This window comes from Stenotrophomonas sp. YJH_SMC_130 (assembly GCF_059369035.1).
Map to the genome: position 1 here is coordinate 33306 of NZ_JCAFSH010000009.1, position 16064 is coordinate 49369.

General features: G+C 66.0%; 16 protein-coding genes. 8 read left to right on the forward strand and 8 right to left on the reverse strand.

Going from position 1 to position 16064, the window contains the following annotated elements; genetic code table 11:
- Window positions 1-6: 6 nt before the first annotated feature.
- Window positions 7-876 (reverse strand): EamA family transporter, encoded by an 870-nt coding sequence (locus AC5P5V_RS12290; RefSeq protein WP_134969193.1) that lies wholly within the window; start codon window positions 874-876, stop codon window positions 7-9.
- 72 nt (window positions 877-948) lie between these two features.
- Here AC5P5V_RS12290 and AC5P5V_RS12295 point away from each other — a divergent pair, with 72 nt between their 5' ends.
- From AC5P5V_RS12295 to fhuE, 3 genes are all read left to right on the forward strand, one after another.
- A complete protein-coding gene (locus tag AC5P5V_RS12295) occupies window positions 949-1431 on the forward strand; it encodes an Lrp/AsnC family transcriptional regulator (protein ID WP_134969194.1) in 483 nt (160 codons plus the stop codon).
- 77 nt (window positions 1432-1508) lie between these two features.
- Window positions 1509-2060, forward strand: coding sequence for a M23 family metallopeptidase (locus AC5P5V_RS12300; protein ID WP_231352293.1), 552 nt, complete (start codon window positions 1509-1511; stop codon window positions 2058-2060).
- A 185-nt stretch (window positions 2061-2245) separates the two neighbouring features.
- Window positions 2246-4408 (forward strand): ferric-rhodotorulic acid/ferric-coprogen receptor FhuE, encoded by a 2163-nt coding sequence (gene fhuE, locus AC5P5V_RS12305; protein ID WP_495215893.1) that lies wholly within the window; start codon window positions 2246-2248, stop codon window positions 4406-4408.
- Between the two features lie 132 nt (window positions 4409-4540).
- On the opposite strand, the gene AC5P5V_RS12310 is transcribed toward fhuE, so the two are convergent.
- Entirely contained in the window at window positions 4541-7351 is a 2811-nt protein-coding gene (locus AC5P5V_RS12310) for a TonB-dependent receptor (protein WP_404830568.1), read from the reverse strand.
- A gap of 410 nt (window positions 7352-7761) precedes the next feature.
- Here AC5P5V_RS12310 and AC5P5V_RS12315 point away from each other — a divergent pair, with 410 nt between their 5' ends.
- Window positions 7762-8103, forward strand: a complete 342-nt coding sequence (locus AC5P5V_RS12315; protein ID WP_271162762.1) for a hypothetical protein — start codon at window positions 7762-7764, stop codon at window positions 8101-8103.
- 9 nt (window positions 8104-8112) lie between these two features.
- Here AC5P5V_RS12315 and AC5P5V_RS12320 read toward each other — a convergent pair whose 3' ends face one another.
- Window positions 8113-8520: an ExbD/TolR family protein gene (locus AC5P5V_RS12320; RefSeq protein ID WP_134968904.1), complete on the reverse strand. Its 408-nt coding sequence runs from the start codon at window positions 8518-8520 to the stop codon at window positions 8113-8115.
- Between the two features lie 151 nt (window positions 8521-8671).
- Here AC5P5V_RS12320 and AC5P5V_RS12325 point away from each other — a divergent pair, with 151 nt between their 5' ends.
- From AC5P5V_RS12325 to AC5P5V_RS12335, 3 genes are all read left to right on the forward strand, one after another.
- Window positions 8672-10657, forward strand: coding sequence for a transglycosylase SLT domain-containing protein (locus AC5P5V_RS12325; protein ID WP_134968900.1), 1986 nt, complete (start codon window positions 8672-8674; stop codon window positions 10655-10657).
- A gap of 68 nt (window positions 10658-10725) precedes the next feature.
- Window positions 10726-10962: a hypothetical protein gene (locus AC5P5V_RS12330; protein ID WP_019338423.1), complete on the forward strand. Its 237-nt coding sequence runs from the start codon at window positions 10726-10728 to the stop codon at window positions 10960-10962.
- Between the two features lie 55 nt (window positions 10963-11017).
- The gene (locus AC5P5V_RS12335; RefSeq protein WP_061479617.1) at window positions 11018-12238 is read left to right on the forward strand and encodes a multifunctional CCA addition/repair protein; all 1221 of its coding nucleotides are present in this window, start codon (window positions 11018-11020) and stop codon (window positions 12236-12238) included.
- Between the two features lie 343 nt (window positions 12239-12581).
- Here the strand turns inward: AC5P5V_RS12335 and AC5P5V_RS12340 are convergent, their stop codons facing one another.
- The 5 genes from AC5P5V_RS12340 to AC5P5V_RS12360 all read right to left on the reverse strand — a co-directional run bounded on the left by AC5P5V_RS12340 (window position 12582) and on the right by AC5P5V_RS12360 (window position 15178).
- Complete coding sequence (locus tag AC5P5V_RS12340; protein WP_005419309.1) at window positions 12582-13016, reverse strand: SseB family protein; 435 nt, start codon at window positions 13014-13016, stop codon at window positions 12582-12584.
- Between the two features lie 78 nt (window positions 13017-13094).
- Window positions 13095-13454, reverse strand: coding sequence for a helix-turn-helix domain-containing protein (locus tag AC5P5V_RS12345; RefSeq protein ID WP_061479618.1), 360 nt, complete (start codon window positions 13452-13454; stop codon window positions 13095-13097).
- Complete coding sequence (locus AC5P5V_RS12350; protein ID WP_134968901.1) at window positions 13451-13753, reverse strand: type II toxin-antitoxin system HigB family toxin; 303 nt, start codon at window positions 13751-13753, stop codon at window positions 13451-13453. Before AC5P5V_RS12350 ends, AC5P5V_RS12345 begins: the two co-directional genes overlap by 4 nt.
- Before the next feature lie 49 nt (window positions 13754-13802).
- The gene (locus AC5P5V_RS12355; RefSeq protein ID WP_061479619.1) at window positions 13803-14141 is read right to left on the reverse strand and encodes a hypothetical protein; all 339 of its coding nucleotides are present in this window, start codon (window positions 14139-14141) and stop codon (window positions 13803-13805) included.
- Complete coding sequence (locus AC5P5V_RS12360) at window positions 14138-15178, reverse strand: S41 family peptidase (RefSeq protein WP_495215894.1); 1041 nt, start codon at window positions 15176-15178, stop codon at window positions 14138-14140. The genes AC5P5V_RS12355 and AC5P5V_RS12360 overlap by 4 nt, the downstream gene beginning before the upstream one ends.
- A gap of 413 nt (window positions 15179-15591) precedes the next feature.
- Between AC5P5V_RS12360 and AC5P5V_RS12365 the strand changes: the two genes are divergently transcribed.
- Window positions 15592-15987 carry a hypothetical protein gene (locus AC5P5V_RS12365; RefSeq protein ID WP_231352766.1) on the forward strand — a complete coding sequence of 132 codons (396 nt, stop codon included), beginning with the start codon at window positions 15592-15594 and terminating at the stop codon, window positions 15985-15987.
- Window positions 15988-16064 lie beyond the last annotated feature (77 nt).

Below are 16064 nucleotides of genomic sequence, written 5' to 3' on the forward strand. Positions count from 1 at the left end.
CTTTTTTCAGGCGGTGGCCGACGCCTTCAACCCCCGCGCCGTCATCGTGCTGCCCACCGAGGCGAGCACCGTGCAGCCGATCGCCAGCCACTGCAATCCATGCAGGTGCTCGTGCAGCAGCAGCATCGCCCACAGCGCGGCCACCGCCGGCTCCATGCTGATCAGGATGCCGAAGGTTTCCTTTGGCAGGCGCTTGAGCGCCATCATCTCCAGCGACATCGGGATCGCACTGGACACCAGCGCCACCAGCAGGCCGGCTGCCAGGATCTTCGGATCGAGCAGCGCGGTGCCGGCATGCACCACGCCCACCGGCACCACCACCAGCGATGCCGCCAGCAGCCCCAGCGACACCGAATGCCCGGCGTGCAGGTGGCCGGCACGCTTGCCGAACACGATGTACAGGCCCCAGCACGCCGCTGCGCCCATGGCATACAGCACGCCGGCCGGATCCAGCGCCGGTCCACCGCCGATCGGCAGCAGCAGCAACAGCCCCACCGCCGCGCAGCCCACCCAGACGAAGTCGATGGGGCGTCGTGATGACAGCATCGCTACCGTCAGCGGCCCGGTGAACTCGATGGCCACCGCGATGCCGAAGGGAATCGTGCGCAGCGCCATGTAGAACAGCAGGTTCATCAGGCCCAGGGTGAGCCCGTAGCGCAGGATGGTGATCGCGTCCACGCGGCGGGTCTTCCAGCGCCATGGCCGCCAGAACATCAGCAGCAACAGTGCCGAGAAGCCCACGCGCAGCGCACTGGTGCCCTGTGCGCCGATCAGCGGGAACAGGTGTTTGGCGTAGGAAGTGCCGATGGCCAGCGAGGTGACCGAGCCGAGCACCGCCAGCGCCGGCAACATCGGCGCAAGTCGTGAGGTCTGCATGGGCAAAGTCTATTGCGCCGGCGCCGAGCACTTGGCTCAATTGACAGCCCGTTCGTGCAACTTCTGCTCGCCATGGCCACCGCCCCCGCGCTCGACAGCTTCGACCGCGCCATCCTCGACCTGCTGCAGCGGGACAACACCCTGCCGCAGCGCGAGATCGCCGAGGCCGTGCACCTGTCCACCCCGGCCGTGCAGCGCCGCATCAAGCGCCTGCAGGACAGCGGCGTGATCGCGGCCAATGTGGCGGTGATCGATGCCGCAAAGATCGGCCGGCCGCTGACCATCATCGTCGAGGTGCGCGTGGTCAGCGAGCTGCGTGAACGCGTGGCGCCGTTCAAGCGCCGCGTGCAGGACGACCCGGCGGTGCAGCAGTGCTACTCGATCACCGGCGATGGCGATTTCCTGCTGCTGCTTTCGGCCGCGTCGATGGAGGAGTACGAAGCGATCACCGAGCGCCTGTTCGGTGGCGATGACAACATCGAGCGCTTCCGCACCTCGGTGGCACTGGGAACGTTGAAGCGCAGTTTCAAAGTGCCGCTGGCCCCGGTTCTGTAGCGCTGAGCCATGCTCGACTGCGCCTTGACCGCAAAGCAACAGCCGCCGAGCATGGCTCGGCGCTACAGTCGGAGACCATGAACACACCGCCCTCCCCCGCCCGTCGCCTGCGCCGCTGGCTGCTGCGCGGCCTGTGGCTGGTCATCGCGATCGTTGCCGCGATGGCGCTGTGGAACAGCCCATGGGCTGCTGCACCGAAACTGCTGTGGACACTCTCGCGGATGCCTCCGGCCACCGAGCTTCCGGTGCCGGTGGAAGGCGTGCGGCCCCGCCAGATCGCCGATACGTTCGGCGCTCCGCGCGGCCGTGACCGTTCCCACGCCGGCATCGACATCTTCGCCAGGCGCGGCACCCCGGTGCGCAGTGCCACCGCCGGCGTCGTCGTGGATGTCAGCGACCGCGGCCTCGGTGGCCGCCAGGTGTGGGTGATCGGGCCCGGGCGCGAGCGCTACTACTACGCCCATCTGGACGACTGGGCCGAGGGCCTGGCGCGCGGCCAGGTGGTCCAGGCCGGCGACCTTCTCGGCCACGTCGGCGACAGCGGCAACGCCAAGGGCACGCCGCCGCACCTGCACTGGGGCGTCTACGGCACCGACGGTGCCCGCGATCCACTGCCGCTGCTGCGCTGAACGCCATGTGCTGCGTCGAGTCCTGCGTGAGCGCCTTCCGCGCTCATGGTTTGTAAATAGGAATAGTTCGTATTACCATTTCTTTCGTTTCCGGTGGTGCCAGGACGGCCTGCCCGCCCGTTTCCCACCCGTAGCGCCTCGCCTTCTGGATGCTGGCCGAGCGCGCGTGCTCGTCCAGGACCCCCATGAACCGTTCCGCCTTCCGTATCCCGCAGCCGCAACGGCTGTCCGTTGCCGTGCTCGCTGCACTCTGCGCCGTGGCCCCGGCCGCCTTCGCCGACACCGCCGCCGACCCGACCACGCTCGACAAAGTGGTGGTCAAGGGCGAACGCGCCGAAGGCTATTCGGTGCGCCGCACCTCGGCCGGTACCCGCTTCGACCTGGCGCCGCGCGAGATCCCGCAGTCGCTCAGCATCATCAGCCACCAGCGCATCGAAGATCAGAACCTGGACGACATCATCGACGTGCTGGCCAACACCACCGGCGTCAGCAGCACCCAGTCCGACAGCGAGCGCACTGAGTTCTATTCGCGTGGCTTCTACATCGATAGCTACCAGTTCGATGGCCTGCCGACGCAGATGGTGCAGAACTGGAGCTACGGCGATTCCGGCCTGGACCTGGCGCTGTATGACCGCGTGGAAGTGGTGCGTGGCGCCACCGGCCTGCTGACCGGTGCCGGCAACCCGTCGGCGTCGGTGAACCTGGTGCGCAAGCACGCCGACAGCGCCGAACTGACCGGCAGCGTCTCGGTGAACGTCGGCAGCTGGGGCCGCACCCGCAGCACCGTGGACGTGACCACCCCGCTGAACAAGAGCGGTTCGGTGCGCGCCCGCGTGATCGGCAGCTACCTAGACACCGACGCGCAGATGGACCGCTACAACCAGCACAAGACGCTGGGCTACGCCGTCATCGACGCCGACCTGACCCCGGACACCCAGCTGAGCGTGGGCTACGACTACCAGCAGAAGCGCGCCAACGGCGCCACCTGGGGTGGTTTCCCGATGCTGTTCTCCGATGGAACCAGCACCGGCTACGACGAATCGTTCAATCCGAACCCGAGCTGCACCTACTGGGACACCACCAGCAAGCGCGCGTTCGCCACGTTGGAACACGCCTTCAACGATGACTGGAAAGTCCGCATCGGCGCCACCCACGACGAAACCAAGGCCGACGACAAGCTGTTCTACCCGGCCTACAACGACTGGGTCACCGGCGCTTCGTTCTTCGACAAGAACACCGGTGCCGGCATTTCGCCGTCGGCCGGCTTCTACAACACCGAACGCAAGGTCAATGCGGTGGACGGCTACTTCAGTGGCGCGTTCGAGCTGTTTGGCCTGAAGCACGAAGTGATGGGCGGCCTGAGCTACAACAAGCGCGAGTACGCCAACTACGGCGACTACCAGATCGGCGGCGCCGGCCTCGCCTGGGACCCCTTCTCCAGCTACCTGAACTGGAACGGCAACATCAGCGAACCGAACTGGAATCCGCTGGCCCTGGCCAGCGAAGGCACCATCACCCAGAAGGCCGCCTATGCTGCAGCACGCCTGTCGCTGGCTGATCCGCTGAAGTTGATCGTGGGCGCGCGCTACACCGACTGGAAGAGCGAAGGCGAAGGCGCCGACCGTTCGCACAAAGTCACCACCCCGTATGCGGGCCTGGTGTTCGACATCAACGACACTTACTCCACCTATGCCTCGTACACCGAGATCTTCCAGCCGCAGATGCTGAAGGACCGCAACGGCAGCTACCTGGACCCGGTGGACGGCAAGAGCTACGAAGTGGGCGTGAAGGGTGCCTGGTTCGACAACCGACTGAATGCCTCGGTGGCGGTGTTCCGCATCGAGCAGGACAACGTCGGCCAGTCCACCGGCGAGCCGGTCATCGGCGGCACCGGCGGCGAAACGGCCTACGTGGCCGCGCGCGGCACCGTCAGCCGTGGCTTCGAGTTCGAAGTGAACGGCGAACTGACGCCCGGCTGGAACGCTACCTTCGGTGCTTCGCGCTACGTGGCCAAGGACATCAACGGCGCCGACATCAACACCAACCTGCCGCAGACCGCGCTGAAACTGTTCACCAGCTACACCCCGCAGTCGCTGCAGGCACTGACCGTCGGCGGCGGCGCCAACTGGCAGAACCGCATCTACTACGCGGTGCCGGCTTACGGCCGCATCGAACAGAGCGGCTACGCCCTGGTCAGCGCCTTCGTGCGTTACCGCCTGTCGCCGGAATGGAGCGTGCAGGCCAACCTCAACAATCTGCTGGACAAGAAGTACTACTCGCAGATCACCGGTTTCGGTGCGTACGGCGATGGCCGCAATGGCTCACTGACGTTCACCTGGGCGTTCTGATCAGACGCGGGGTACGACCGCCCCGCACCTGTAGAGCCGAGCCCATGCTCGGCTCAGAGAATCAGCCGAGCGCGGACTCGGCGCTACATCCGCAAGGCAGCGCCGGAACTGACCGGCGCTGCCCCCCTCACATCAGAACCGCAGGTCCGCGCGCAGGTACCAGTAACGACCGCGCGGGATGTCGTAGGTCGAAGCGTCATACCCGTTCAACGAGCACGACAGGCAGATCGGCGGATCCTTGTCGAACACATTGTTCAGGCCCGCGGTCAGCTGCAGCCCCTTCATCCAGTCGATCTTGTAGCCCACCTGCATGTCGTGGAAGGTGGTGGCCGAGAGCGTGTTGGTGCCGTCGGCCTGGTTGCTGCACACCGGGAATGCCACGGCATCGCCGCAGTTCTCGGTCAGCTCGGAGATGTGCCGCACCGTCCAGTTCGCACTCCAGCGATCCATCGTCCAGGCGATGCTGGCGTTGCTGGTCCACTCCGGAATGGAGCTGTCGGCCACTTCCACGCCCGGCTTCTGCGGCTGCTTCTGCCCGGCCGCGCCGGTGGCTTCGTAACGACCGACGAACGTGTTCTTCCAGGCCAGCTTGAACTGGCCGAAGGAGGTCTGCGGCAACGTCCAGAACAGGTCCACGTCCCAGCCGTCGGTCTTGATCGAGCCCAGATTGGTCAAGCGGTTGTTGAAGCTGCTGACCGCACCCGTGCTGGCGCGGGTGATGCCATCGCAGTACACCGGGTCGAGCGTGTCCACGCACAGGTCCAGCTGGGTCTGCGCGTTGATGGCCTGGATCGCACCATCGATGGCGTGGCGGTAGAAGGTCACCTCCACATCGAAGCGCTCCGACCACGACGCGTTGTTGCCGAACCACGGGCTCCACACGAAGCCGGTACTGAAGCTGCGCGAGCGCTCCGGTTCCAGATCACGATTGCCGCCGGTGGTCACCGAGATCTGCGAGTTGGCCTGCTGGAAGCCGGCCGGCACGCCCAGCGCGGCACAATTGGCGGCACTGCCACGCGGCGGCGTACCGCCCAGGCCCACCGAGCACGGATCGAACAGCTGCAGGTCGGCACGTGCGGCCGAGCCGTACAGTTCGCCAATGGACGGTGCACGGAAACCCTCGGCGTACGTGGTGCGCAGCACGAAGTCATCGGTCACCTGCCAGCGCAGGCCGTACTTGGGCGTGAACTCGCCACCGAAAGTGGAGTAGTCCGAATAGCGGCCGGCCAGGCTCAGGTCCAGCTTCTTGCCGAACGAGGAGTCGGCGAAGATCGGCACGCTCAACTCCAGGTAGGCCTCGTTGACGTCGTAGGAACCGGAGGTCGGCTGCGACGGCACGCCGTTGTAGTGGCCGATCACCGTCAGCGGATCCGGCTGGTACCAGCCCTCGTACTTGCGGTACTCGAAACCGGTGGCGAAGGACACCGGGCCGGCCGGCAGCGAGAACAGCTCGCTGGACAGGTTGGCGGTGAACAGGCTCAGCTCGTTCTGGCTGCGGTCGCGCACCACCGGCTGGATCCACTTCAGCATGTCCGGGGTGATCGAACCGACGCCACCGAAGATGTTCAACGGCACGCAGCCCGGGGTTGCCGCGCACACCGCCGGGTCACCCAGCGCCATGTTGACGTTGTAGATGTTGTAGCTGCCGTAGTTGGTCTGTTCGGCCTTGTTCTTGCTGTACATGCCGTTGACGTCCCAATACCAGCTGCGGTCGGCGGCCTGGAAGTTGCCGACCAGGCCGGTGGCCACGTAGGTCGTGTTGACCTCCTGCTTGAACACGCGCGCACCGCCTTCCACCGGGCGGCGGCCGATCAGGCTCATGTTGCCCGAGGACACCAGGTCGAAGCCGAACGGGTTGTACGGATTCAGGCGCGAGACCACGATGTTGTCGGCCAACGGATTGCCGGTGGCGCCATCGGGGCCGAAGAACAGCGGCTCGGGGCCGGCCTGGTTGGTCGACTCGCGGCGGTTGCCCAGTGCCTTGATGTACCACTGCACGTTGCCAGTGATGTCGAAGCGGAACTGGCCGAACAGGCCTTTGCGCTCGGACGGCGTGAGCACCATGTTGTATTCGGCGAAGTTGAAGCGGTCGGCGCTGGTGAAGCAGTGGTAGTCATCGCTGCGGTTGCAGCCGGCGCTGCCGTCATAGCGCGGGTTGGGCACGCCGCTGTTGGGCACGATGTCCTGCTCGGCACCGGTGTTGGGGTCGACGAAGGCGAAGCGGCCCTGTGGAATGCCGCCGCTGCCGAAGGCCAGGCCGGTACCGGGAATCGGGAAGCGCGACTGCTCGCGATCCTTGGCAAACACCGGGTCCTGCTTGGTCCAGCTGGCACCGAGGAACAGGCTGAAGCGATCACCGCTCTTGCCCCACGCCAGGTCCACGCCCTTCTGGGTGCCGTCGCCCTTGCTGTACTCACCATAGTTCAGGGTCACCTGCCCGCCATCGAAGTCGCGGCGGGTGATGATGTTGACCACGCCGGCGATGGCATCGGAGCCGTACAGCGACGACGCGCCGTCTTCCAGCACCTCGATGCGTTCGACGATGGCCAGCGGAATGGTGTTGAGGTCGGTGGCCGCACCGACACCCGATGCGGACGACTCGTTGACCCAGCGGATGCCGTCAACCAGCACCAGCACGCGCTTGGCACCGAGGTGGCGCAGATCGACTTGCGCCGAGCCGGCACCCACGCCACTGCCATCGGGCGGGAAACCGAAGTTACCGGACGAGTTGAACTTGGCGTTGAGCGCCGAACCGGAACCGGTGAGCTGCTGCAGCACTTCGCCGATCGAGGTCAGGCCGGTGCGTTCGATATCACCGCGGGTCAGGGTCTGGATCGGCACCTGGCCCTCCACCTCAGCGCGCTTGATGCGGGTACCGGTGACTTCCACCGCATCCAGGTTGGTGGTGGATTGTGCAGCGGCACCCAACGGTGCCAGGGTCATCACGCACAGCGCGACGGCAACCGCCAAAGGGCGGTGGTGCAGGTGATTCATTCGCTCTCTCTCCAAAGGAATGTCGGGACATGGGCTGCCGCACCCCCCTGCATGGCGGCAGCGTCTCCTTTGTAAACAAGCGGTAAAAATCACGGCGTGACGATCGACACTCTTTCACGCGGAATTGACGCAATTGACGGCCATTTGCGTCAAATGGGGGCCGTTTAGAACCGGACGGTAATGTTCCTCCGCCTTCGCTTTGATGCTGGCCGCGACAGCGCGCGCCGGAAACTGCCGCGCGCATGAAAGTGCCTTTGCCGAACCATTTCAGGAATATTCTGAAATTCCTTCATTCAGAAGGCCCGGTTGATCGACCCGGTGCAGACTCGCATCTCCAGCCATTCGCGAGAGGATCGATCATGAAAGCACTAACTGCCGTGCCGAGCGTCATGATGGTGATCACGCTGCTTCTTCCTCTGGCAGGTGAATCGAGGGCAGGCGGCGTGATCGAGTGCAACAACTGCCTCTCTCCCAGCGATGCGGCCTCGGCCTCAGGAGAGGGGTTGACGGTTGTGGTGGATTTCGAGAGAGCCGAGTTGACCGCTTTCGACGTTGAACATGCCCCTGAGATCGGAAGGTGGCGAGCACATCCGACCCCGGTTCCGGCGCAGATTGAGATGGCTTTTCTGCGGATCCTGGACGCGACACTGTCAGCAGGGCAAGCGCCGCTCATGCAGCAATTACCGCATGAGCGGCAGTGAGGCAACGCTCTATCGCACGAAGGCAATCCGCTCCATGCCGGTCGCCTCGGCCGCAGCCAATATCCTCGCCATGCCTTCGTACTCGGCCGCGGGATCGGTGGCGATGCGCAGTTCCGGCAGGTTGCCGACATTTTCGTCCACCTGCGCCTGCAGGCGCGCCTGCAGATCGTCGATGACCATCGGCTGGCCATCCCAGCTCAGCTGGTTCGAGGCATCCAGGCGCAGCTCGATCGGAGGCGGCGGTTCGGGACGGTCGACCACCCGATCGGTGGCCTGCGGCAACTGCACCGCAATCGGCCGGGCCACGATGGGCGCGGTCACAATGAAGATGATCAACAGCACCAGCATCACATCCACCAGTGGCGTGACATTGATGTTCGCCAGCGGGCCGCTTCTTCCTGCGCTACTGAACGCCATGTGCCGCTCCCTGCAGCCGGGCCGTTCGCCCAAGGCCGACGTTACGACGCCTGCGACCCCGTGCGGCAGGGGCCTGCGCGGATTCATTCAGCTGTCGTTGCCGACGCCGGGCGTGCACGCAATGCGAAACTGAATTCAGCCACTGCCCGCTATGCTGCATGCCATGACCCGACGCACTTCGACCGCCCTGTCCCTGCTGCCCTTGGCCACCACGCTGCTGATCGGCTGCGCCAATGCCCAGTCCCTCGATGCCCAGAACGCGCAGCTGAAAGCCGCGATCGCAGCCGCCGAACGCGGCCAGTACGATCCTGGCCAGGCCGCTGCGCTCAGCCGTCATCCGGCCTATGGCTGGCTGGAGTACGCCAACCTGCGGCGCAACATCGACAGCGTCGATACCGCGCAGGCCCAGGCCTTCCTCAAGCGCTACGACGGCCAGGCCGTGGCCACCACCTTCCGCAGCGTGTGGCTGCCCTCGCTCGCACGCCGCCAGGACTGGCCCACCCTGCTCGCCAACTGGGTGCCCACCGACAACGCCGGCCTGCGCTGTGCGCAGCTGACCGCGCGTCAGGTGACGGGCAAGGTCGATCCGCAGTGGATCAGCGAGGCGCAGGACCTGTGGCGCAAGAACGGCAAGTCGCTGCCGGACGGCTGTGATGCCGTTTTCGCCGTGCTGCAGGCGCAGGGTGGCCTGAGCGACGCCCTGCGCTGGGAACGCATCGATGCCGCCGCCGATGCCCAGCAACCGGCGGTGATGCGCAGCGCCGCACGCGGCCTGCCCGCCGCCGACCTGGCGCTGGCGAACAATTACGCCGCCTTTGTCGACAAGCCCAACGCCAGCGCGTTGAACTGGCCTCGTAACGAGCGCAGCCGGCGCATCGCCACCGATGGCCTGGCCAAGCTGGCCAAGGCCGACCCCGGCGCCACCGAGCAGCAGCTGCCGCAGTACGCCCAGGCGCTCGGCCTGAGTGCCGACCAGCAGGGCCAGGTGCTGTACCAGATCGCGCTGTGGACGGTGGCCTCCTACCTGCCCGATTCGGCACGCCGCCTCAACGCGGTGCCGGAGTCGGCCTATGACGAACGCCTGCACGAGTGGCGCGTGCGCGAAGCGATGTCGCGCGGCGACTGGCCGGCGGCGCTGACCGCGATCCGCAAGATGGGCAGCAAGCAGCGCAGCGACCCGCGCTGGCGCTACTTCGAAGGCCGCATGCTGGAGAAGACCGGCCAGGCCCAGCAGGCGCAGCCGCTGTTCCGCGAAGCCGCACGCGCACCGACCTTCCACGGTTTCCTGGCCGCCGACAAGCTGCAGCAGGGCTACACCCTGTGCCCGTGGAAGCCGAACGACAGCGCGCAGGCACAGGCAGCGGTCGCGCGCGACCCGGCCATCCAGCGCGCGATGGCGCTGTACCAGATCGACCGCGCCGGTTGGGCCGTGGCCGAATGGAACAGCGCGCTGTCGCGCTTCGACGACACCCAGCGCCGCCTCGCCGTGCGCGTGGCGCAGGACAACGGCTGGTTCGACCGCGCCGTGTTCGCGCTCGGCAAGCAGCCGCAGGAACAGCGCCTGTATGACCTGCGCTTCCCGCTGCACCACGACGCCACCATCCGCCGCGAGTCGGCACGCAACGCGATCGATCCGGCCTGGGTGGCGGCGGAGATCCGTGCCGAGAGCACGTTCACCCCGCGCGCGCGCTCGCCTGCCAACGCCATGGGCCTGATGCAGGTGCTGCCGGCCACCGGTGCCAGCGTCGCCAAGTCGATCGGCCTGACCGGCTACGGCGGCGCCGACAGCCTGTACGACCCGGACACCAACATCGCCATCGGCACCGCCTACCTGCGCCAGCTGATGAACAAGTACGACGGCCTGCCGTACGTGACCATCGCCGCCTACAACGCGGGGCCAACGCCGACAGCACGCTGGCAGAGCCAACGCCCGGGCTTCGATCCGGATCTGTGGATCGAGACCATCAGCTACAAGGAAACCCGCGAGTACGTCGCCCGCGTGCTGGCCTTCAGCGTGATCTACGACTGGCGCCTCAATGGTGATGCGCTGCCGCTGAGCGACCGCCTGATGGGCCGCCTGGTGGACAAGCGCAAGAAATTCAGCTGCGCGGCCGACGCTGAGCAGGGCGGCGATTGATCGCACTGCGGTCGTGCCGGCTTCTGGCTGGCACGACCTGGTAGCCATTTCCCGGGGAGGGGAACGCAATGAGCCTGTTGGCCTGGATCGGGATATTCGCCGCCTGGAGCCTGTTCGCCACCTGGGTACTGCGCTGGGGTGGCGCGGCCTGGATGGAAGGCTGGAAGTCGCTGGCCTTCGTCGACAGCTGGGGCAGCCTGTGGGACGAAGCCCAGATCAAGCTGTACGTCCTCTGCCTGTGGATCGTCTACGGCCTATGGTTCCTGGCCGGCCTGTTCGTGCCGGAGTGGCGCGGCCTGCCGTGAGGCCTCAGCATCGGTCGTGCCGGAACATCTGCGCCGGCCATGCGATCATCCCCCCATGAAGATCTATCTTGTCGGCGGCGCCGTACGCGACCGCCTGCTGCAGCGCCCTGCCGGCGACCGCGACTGGGTGGTGGTCGGCGCCACGCCCGCGCAGATGGAAGCACAGGGCTACACCGCAGTCGGCCGTGATTTCCCGGTGTTCCTGCACCCGAAGACCGGTGAGGAATACGCACTGGCGCGCACCGAGCGCAAATCCGGCCGCGGCTATCGCGGCTTCGTGGTCGATGCCGATCCGGCGGTGACGCTGGAAGAAGACCTGCAGCGCCGCGACTTCACCATCAATGCGATTGCCTGCGACGAAGACACCGGCACGCTGGTCGATCCCTATGGCGGTGTCCGTGACCTGGAACAGCGCGTGCTGCGCCATGTCGGGCCGGCCTTCGTCGAGGATCCGCTGCGCGTGCTGCGCGCGGCGCGCTTCATGGCCCGTTTTGCACCACTGGGCTTCAGCGTCGCCGAAGAGACCATGGCACTGATGCGCGAGGTTGCCGCCAGCGGCGAGCTGGACGCGCTGGTGCCCGAACGCGTCTGGCAGGAACTGCGCAAGGCGCTGGTCAGTGAGCGGCCCTCCGCCTTCCTGCGCACGCTGCACGATGCGCAGGCACTGGGCCCGATCCTGCCCGAACTGGAAGCACTGTACGGCGTACCGCAGCGTGCCGAATTCCACCCGGAAGTCGACACCGGCATCCACCAGGAAATGGTCAGCGACATGGCCGCGAAGCTCGCCCCCGGCGATGACCTGGTCGGCTTCGCTGCCCTCACCCACGATCTCGGCAAGGGCCTGACCCCGCCGGAGGAATGGCCGCGCCACATCATGCACGAGCAGCGCGGCATCAAGCCGTTGAAGGCACTGTGTGCGCGGTTGAAGATTCCAGCCGAGCACCAGCAGCTGGCTGAAGCGGTGTGCCGCGAGCACTTGAACGTGCATCGCATCGACGAACTGCGCGATGCCACCGTGCTGGAACTACTGGGCCGCTGTGATGCGCTGCGTCGGCCGGAGCGCGTGGCGCGCATCGCACTGTGCTGCGAAGCCGACAAGCGCGGCCGGCTCGGCTTCGAGGACGCCGACTACCCGCAGGGCGAAACGCTCAAGCGCCTGCACCAGGCGGCGCTGTCAGTGCAGGCACGTGATCTGGATACCACGCACCTGAAGGGGCCGGCCATTGGCGAGGCGCTGGCCAAGGCGCGGGTGAAAGCCATCGCCGCCGCCCGCTGAAGCACCTGGTGATGCCGGCTGCTGGCCGGCACCGATCGCCCGTCTATCGACGACGCTTACGCGAGAAGTGGTCGACAGCATGAGCACCCAACAAGATGGGTTGCATCAAGAGGAACAGCCATCCACCCAATCGGAGCGTCTCCACCGGATTGAACCGGGTGATGAACGCAGCTACCAGTGCCAAACCCGCAACAAGGCCGATCTCATAGACCCACAGCGATCGGTTAGAACGCCTGCCCACGATGCTCCTCTCCATTGAACAGGACGCACTTGCAAGCCATCGCCGCCGTCCGGCACCACGGGTAGTGCCGGCCGTTGGCCGGCAACCACGCAATCGCTGGATTCAGTGCGCCATGCCGCGGGTAATCGCCGCCGCACGCTGCTTCAGCTGGGCCACGGCATCGGGAATCATCTCCATGCCCACGTCCAGGCCCGGGTTCAGCACCAGGCCGACGCCGTCGCCGATACCGGCCAGCAGCGCGTGCACCGCGATCGGCATGGCATGCGCAAACTGCGGCAGCTGCTCGTGCCACAGGCCCGCGCGCTCGGGGGCAGTGAACACCGCGAACATCGGCTCACCGCTCTCGCTGGTCAGCACCAGCGGCGAGATGCTCTCGTCCCAGGCGCCATCTTCGCCGATGGCCTTGTCCAGCAGCACGAACGCCGTCGAGGTCAGCAGGCCGTCGAGGAACTGCGCTGCGGTCAGCGTACCGTCCTGGGCCTGCAGCAGGCGCACCTCGAGGTCGTTGAGGGGTTCGAACGGGGTGTCGTGGTCCATGGTCGGTTCCGGTACGTGGTTGCAGGCTGCAACTTTAACAGGCCGGGAGTGAGGCACGGCAGCGTATCGGCAGGGGCTTCAGCGGCCGATGAGACTTTCTGCGGGAATGCCCAGGTTGCGGTGAAGCTTCCGGATCATTTCAAGAGTCAGACCGCGCTTGCGATTCAACACTTCATAGACACGGTTGAGCTGGCCGATGGAGGGCACCAGATCCTTCACGGTCAGACCGCCCTGCTCCATGCGGAAGCGGATTGCATCGATAGGATCTGGCGGCTCGATCGGGTAGTGCTTCGCTTCGTAGGCTTCAACCAGCGTTACGAGAATTTCAAATCGATCGCCATCCTCGCTGCCCAGCTCCGGCTCGTTGTCGACATAGAACGAAATCTCGCGCAGCGCGTTTTCGTAGTCGCTTTCCGTACGGATGGGATGGATGTTCATAGAAGCTCCACAGTGTCGGCATCGATCCGGTCGTACTCGGCGTGGGTGCTAATGAACTTGATGTAGACCACTTGAAACCTGTAACCCACAGCGACGATGAGCCGGTAGCTGTTGCCCTTTATGTTGAACACCACACGACTGTTGGCCACGAAACTTGCGCTTGCGTAACGTTGGCGTACGTCATGCGGTGTGTCCCAGACGGCGTGCCTCACTTCGTCATACCAGGACCTCAGCGCTGCTTCCGAATCAGGGTGACGTTCCCAGAATCGTTTCAGCGTCGCCAAAGCAACCACTTTCATTCGGACATCCTAGTCCCAGTATGGGACATAAGCAACCGTTTCATCTTCATCAGCGGCCGATGTATCCGTGTCGCCACAGCCAGCCCAGCGCAGCCAGCCCGGCCACCACCACCAGCATCAACGGCAGGCCGAAGCGGTGCCGCCACGGGATCGGTACCCCGCCCAGCTGCTGGTCCATGGTCTCGGTATCCAGCACCCAGCCGTGCTCGCAACGGGTACAGGCCAGTTCGTAGCGGCGCTGGTAGGTGAAGCCGAACAGCAGGTCGATGCGCGCCATCTTGTAGCGCAGCTGCGGCGCGAATTCGGTTTCGGTCTGGCAGCGCAGGCAGTGGTGGGCTTCGGTGGGGCCGACGATCAGCACCCGTTCCTGTTGGCCGATCAGGATCATGACCGGGTGCCCTGGCAGGCGGGCTGGGCCAGCAGCCAGGCTTGGGCGGCGGCCACGGTGGCGGCGTCCCCCTCGACGCGCTGGTCGGGCTCGATCTTCAAGCCATCACCACGATCATTGCGGTCCCGCATCACGCTGGTGGTCAGCAGCAGCGCGCTGCCATCAGCCAGCGGCCGCATCACGTTGGCGGTGGACAGCCCCGAGGTGGGTTGGCCGAAACTGCGCGTCTGCGGCCGACCGCGGAAGGAAAGTACGGTGGCCTCTCCGGAGCTGGCAGTGCGCGGCCCGGTCAGCACGGCGACGGGCGCGCCCGGATGTTTTAGCAGATAGCCGGGCCCACCAAGATCGATCCGCACGCGACCGCCAAGACGCACACTGGACGAGGTCAGCTGCCAGAGCGACGGTCCATCTGCGGCAGCGAAGGAACCCACGTTCTCGTCGGCGCTGGGCGTGACGCGCAACAGCGGCGCCACGCCCAGCAGCATCGGCCACATGTTGCCACCGGTGTTGCCGCGCAGATCGACAATCCAGCCGCAGCGGCTGCCGTTGTCCTGGTCATCGATGATCGCCTGCCAGCGCTTGGCACGCTCCTTCATCTGCTGGTGCGCCGTGGGGCTCTGCATGACACCGTAGCCCTCGATCTGTACCCGGCCGATGCGCGGGTCAAGCGCTTCGGCCGGGGCCGTCGTTGCTTTCTGGACCGCTGTTGCTGCGCCATTGGCGCGCGCCAGGCGTTCTGCCATCGCCTGCAGCTGCTTTGCGCTGATCCAAGCCCCGTGCCCGCCGGAACTGCGGCCGATGGCCTGCCGGAGCACCGCGCGGGCCTCAGCCGGGTCGTTCTGCGCCGCCTTCAGGCGCGTGCGGATGGCCCGCCAGTCCACGCGGTCGCGGTACAGCGATTCCTTCTCCAGCATGTCCAGCAACTGGGCCTGTGCCTGTGCTGTCGGCAGGTCGATGGCGTCTGGTGCCACGGCCTGTGCGGTGGTGCAGAACAGGGCGCCGAGTGCAGTGGCCATCACGCGGAGATCAATAGACATTCGACGTTCCTTCGTCGTGAGCAGGTACCGCAGCATACGCGCTTGCCGCCGCCGTTGTGTGTCGGCTTTGGCACTCCCCATGCGGGGCATGATTTACAACTTTGCTCATGTCGTTGCTCGAGTGAAAGCGCGAAGGTGGCTGCGCCAACGTACTTTGCGCTGGCCGGGATTGGCGTCCTGAATCAAACATCGAAGCGATCGATTTGCCGCATCAACGGCAATCGCGACAATGCACCGGCTTGCCCATGGCGGGCGGTGCGTGGGGATCCTCGTGATCCGTCGGCTTTTTTCGCTTTGATTTTGACCGGCACGCCAACCCGCACCGCCCGCCACCTTGCATCCCGCAGGTGGCCTTGCCTTGTGAGGTTGCTGCCATGAACACGCCCTACCCCGCCTATCCACGCCTGTAGGCGCTGCTCGGCGCTGCACTGCCCGGCCTGCAGCTGTCCACTACGGCCGCCGAAGCGCTGGAAGATGCGCTCACCGAAGCCAACGAACAGGCGCCGCCGTCGGCGTTCTTCGCCCGGTTGCGCGGCATCGCACACAGCCACGGAGCCGACGGCCAGGCGTGGCGCGAGCGGCAACTCAGCGAGGCGCGCGGCCGGGAACTGGCCGAGGCGACGCGCTGTCTTGCCGCATTGTCCGCCTGCGGCGGTGTGTTGCTGGCCGCACAATCGGCGCGCGACATGGATGACGCGCAGGCACAGTGTCCACCGCAGGTGGAGGAAGGGTTGCTACATGCGGTGGTGGTGTTGGCCGATCATGCCGGGGCGCTGGTGGAACCGGATGCTTGCGCACCGCTGTTGTAGAGCCGAGCCTATGCTCGGCTGCGCGGAGGTCATGGCGCCGGTAGGATTCGTGCCGACCAAGGTCGACACCCACCGGA

What these genes read in the sequence shown, in the direction of transcription:
- AC5P5V_RS12290 (WP_134969193.1), bottom strand. Translation starts at nt 876, where the DNA reads ATGCAGACCTCACGACTTGCGCCGATGTTGCCGGCGCTGGCGGTGCTC.
- AC5P5V_RS12295 (WP_134969194.1), top strand. Translation starts at nt 949, where the DNA reads ATGGCCACCGCCCCCGCGCTCGACAGCTTCGACCGCGCCATCCTCGAC.
- AC5P5V_RS12300 (WP_231352293.1), top strand. Translation starts at nt 1,509, where the DNA reads ATGAACACACCGCCCTCCCCCGCCCGTCGCCTGCGCCGCTGGCTGCTG.
- fhuE (WP_495215893.1), top strand. Translation starts at nt 2,246, where the DNA reads ATGAACCGTTCCGCCTTCCGTATCCCGCAGCCGCAACGGCTGTCCGTT.
- AC5P5V_RS12310 (WP_404830568.1), bottom strand. Translation starts at nt 7,351, where the DNA reads ATGACCCTGGCACCGTTGGGTGCCGCTGCACAATCCACCACCAACCTG.
- AC5P5V_RS12315 (WP_271162762.1), top strand. Translation starts at nt 7,762, where the DNA reads ATGAAAGCACTAACTGCCGTGCCGAGCGTCATGATGGTGATCACGCTG.
- AC5P5V_RS12320 (WP_134968904.1), bottom strand. Translation starts at nt 8,520, where the DNA reads ATGGCGTTCAGTAGCGCAGGAAGAAGCGGCCCGCTGGCGAACATCAAT.
- AC5P5V_RS12325 (WP_134968900.1), top strand. Translation starts at nt 8,672, where the DNA reads ATGCTGCATGCCATGACCCGACGCACTTCGACCGCCCTGTCCCTGCTG.
- AC5P5V_RS12330 (WP_019338423.1), top strand. Translation starts at nt 10,726, where the DNA reads ATGAGCCTGTTGGCCTGGATCGGGATATTCGCCGCCTGGAGCCTGTTC.
- AC5P5V_RS12335 (WP_061479617.1), top strand. Translation starts at nt 11,018, where the DNA reads ATGAAGATCTATCTTGTCGGCGGCGCCGTACGCGACCGCCTGCTGCAG.
- AC5P5V_RS12340 (WP_005419309.1), bottom strand. Translation starts at nt 13,016, where the DNA reads ATGGACCACGACACCCCGTTCGAACCCCTCAACGACCTCGAGGTGCGC.
- AC5P5V_RS12345 (WP_061479618.1), bottom strand. Translation starts at nt 13,454, where the DNA reads ATGAACATCCATCCCATCCGTACGGAAAGCGACTACGAAAACGCGCTG.
- AC5P5V_RS12350 (WP_134968901.1), bottom strand. Translation starts at nt 13,753, where the DNA reads ATGAAAGTGGTTGCTTTGGCGACGCTGAAACGATTCTGGGAACGTCAC.
- AC5P5V_RS12355 (WP_061479619.1), bottom strand. Translation starts at nt 14,141, where the DNA reads ATGATCCTGATCGGCCAACAGGAACGGGTGCTGATCGTCGGCCCCACC.
- AC5P5V_RS12360 (WP_495215894.1), bottom strand. Translation starts at nt 15,178, where the DNA reads ATGTCTATTGATCTCCGCGTGATGGCCACTGCACTCGGCGCCCTGTTC.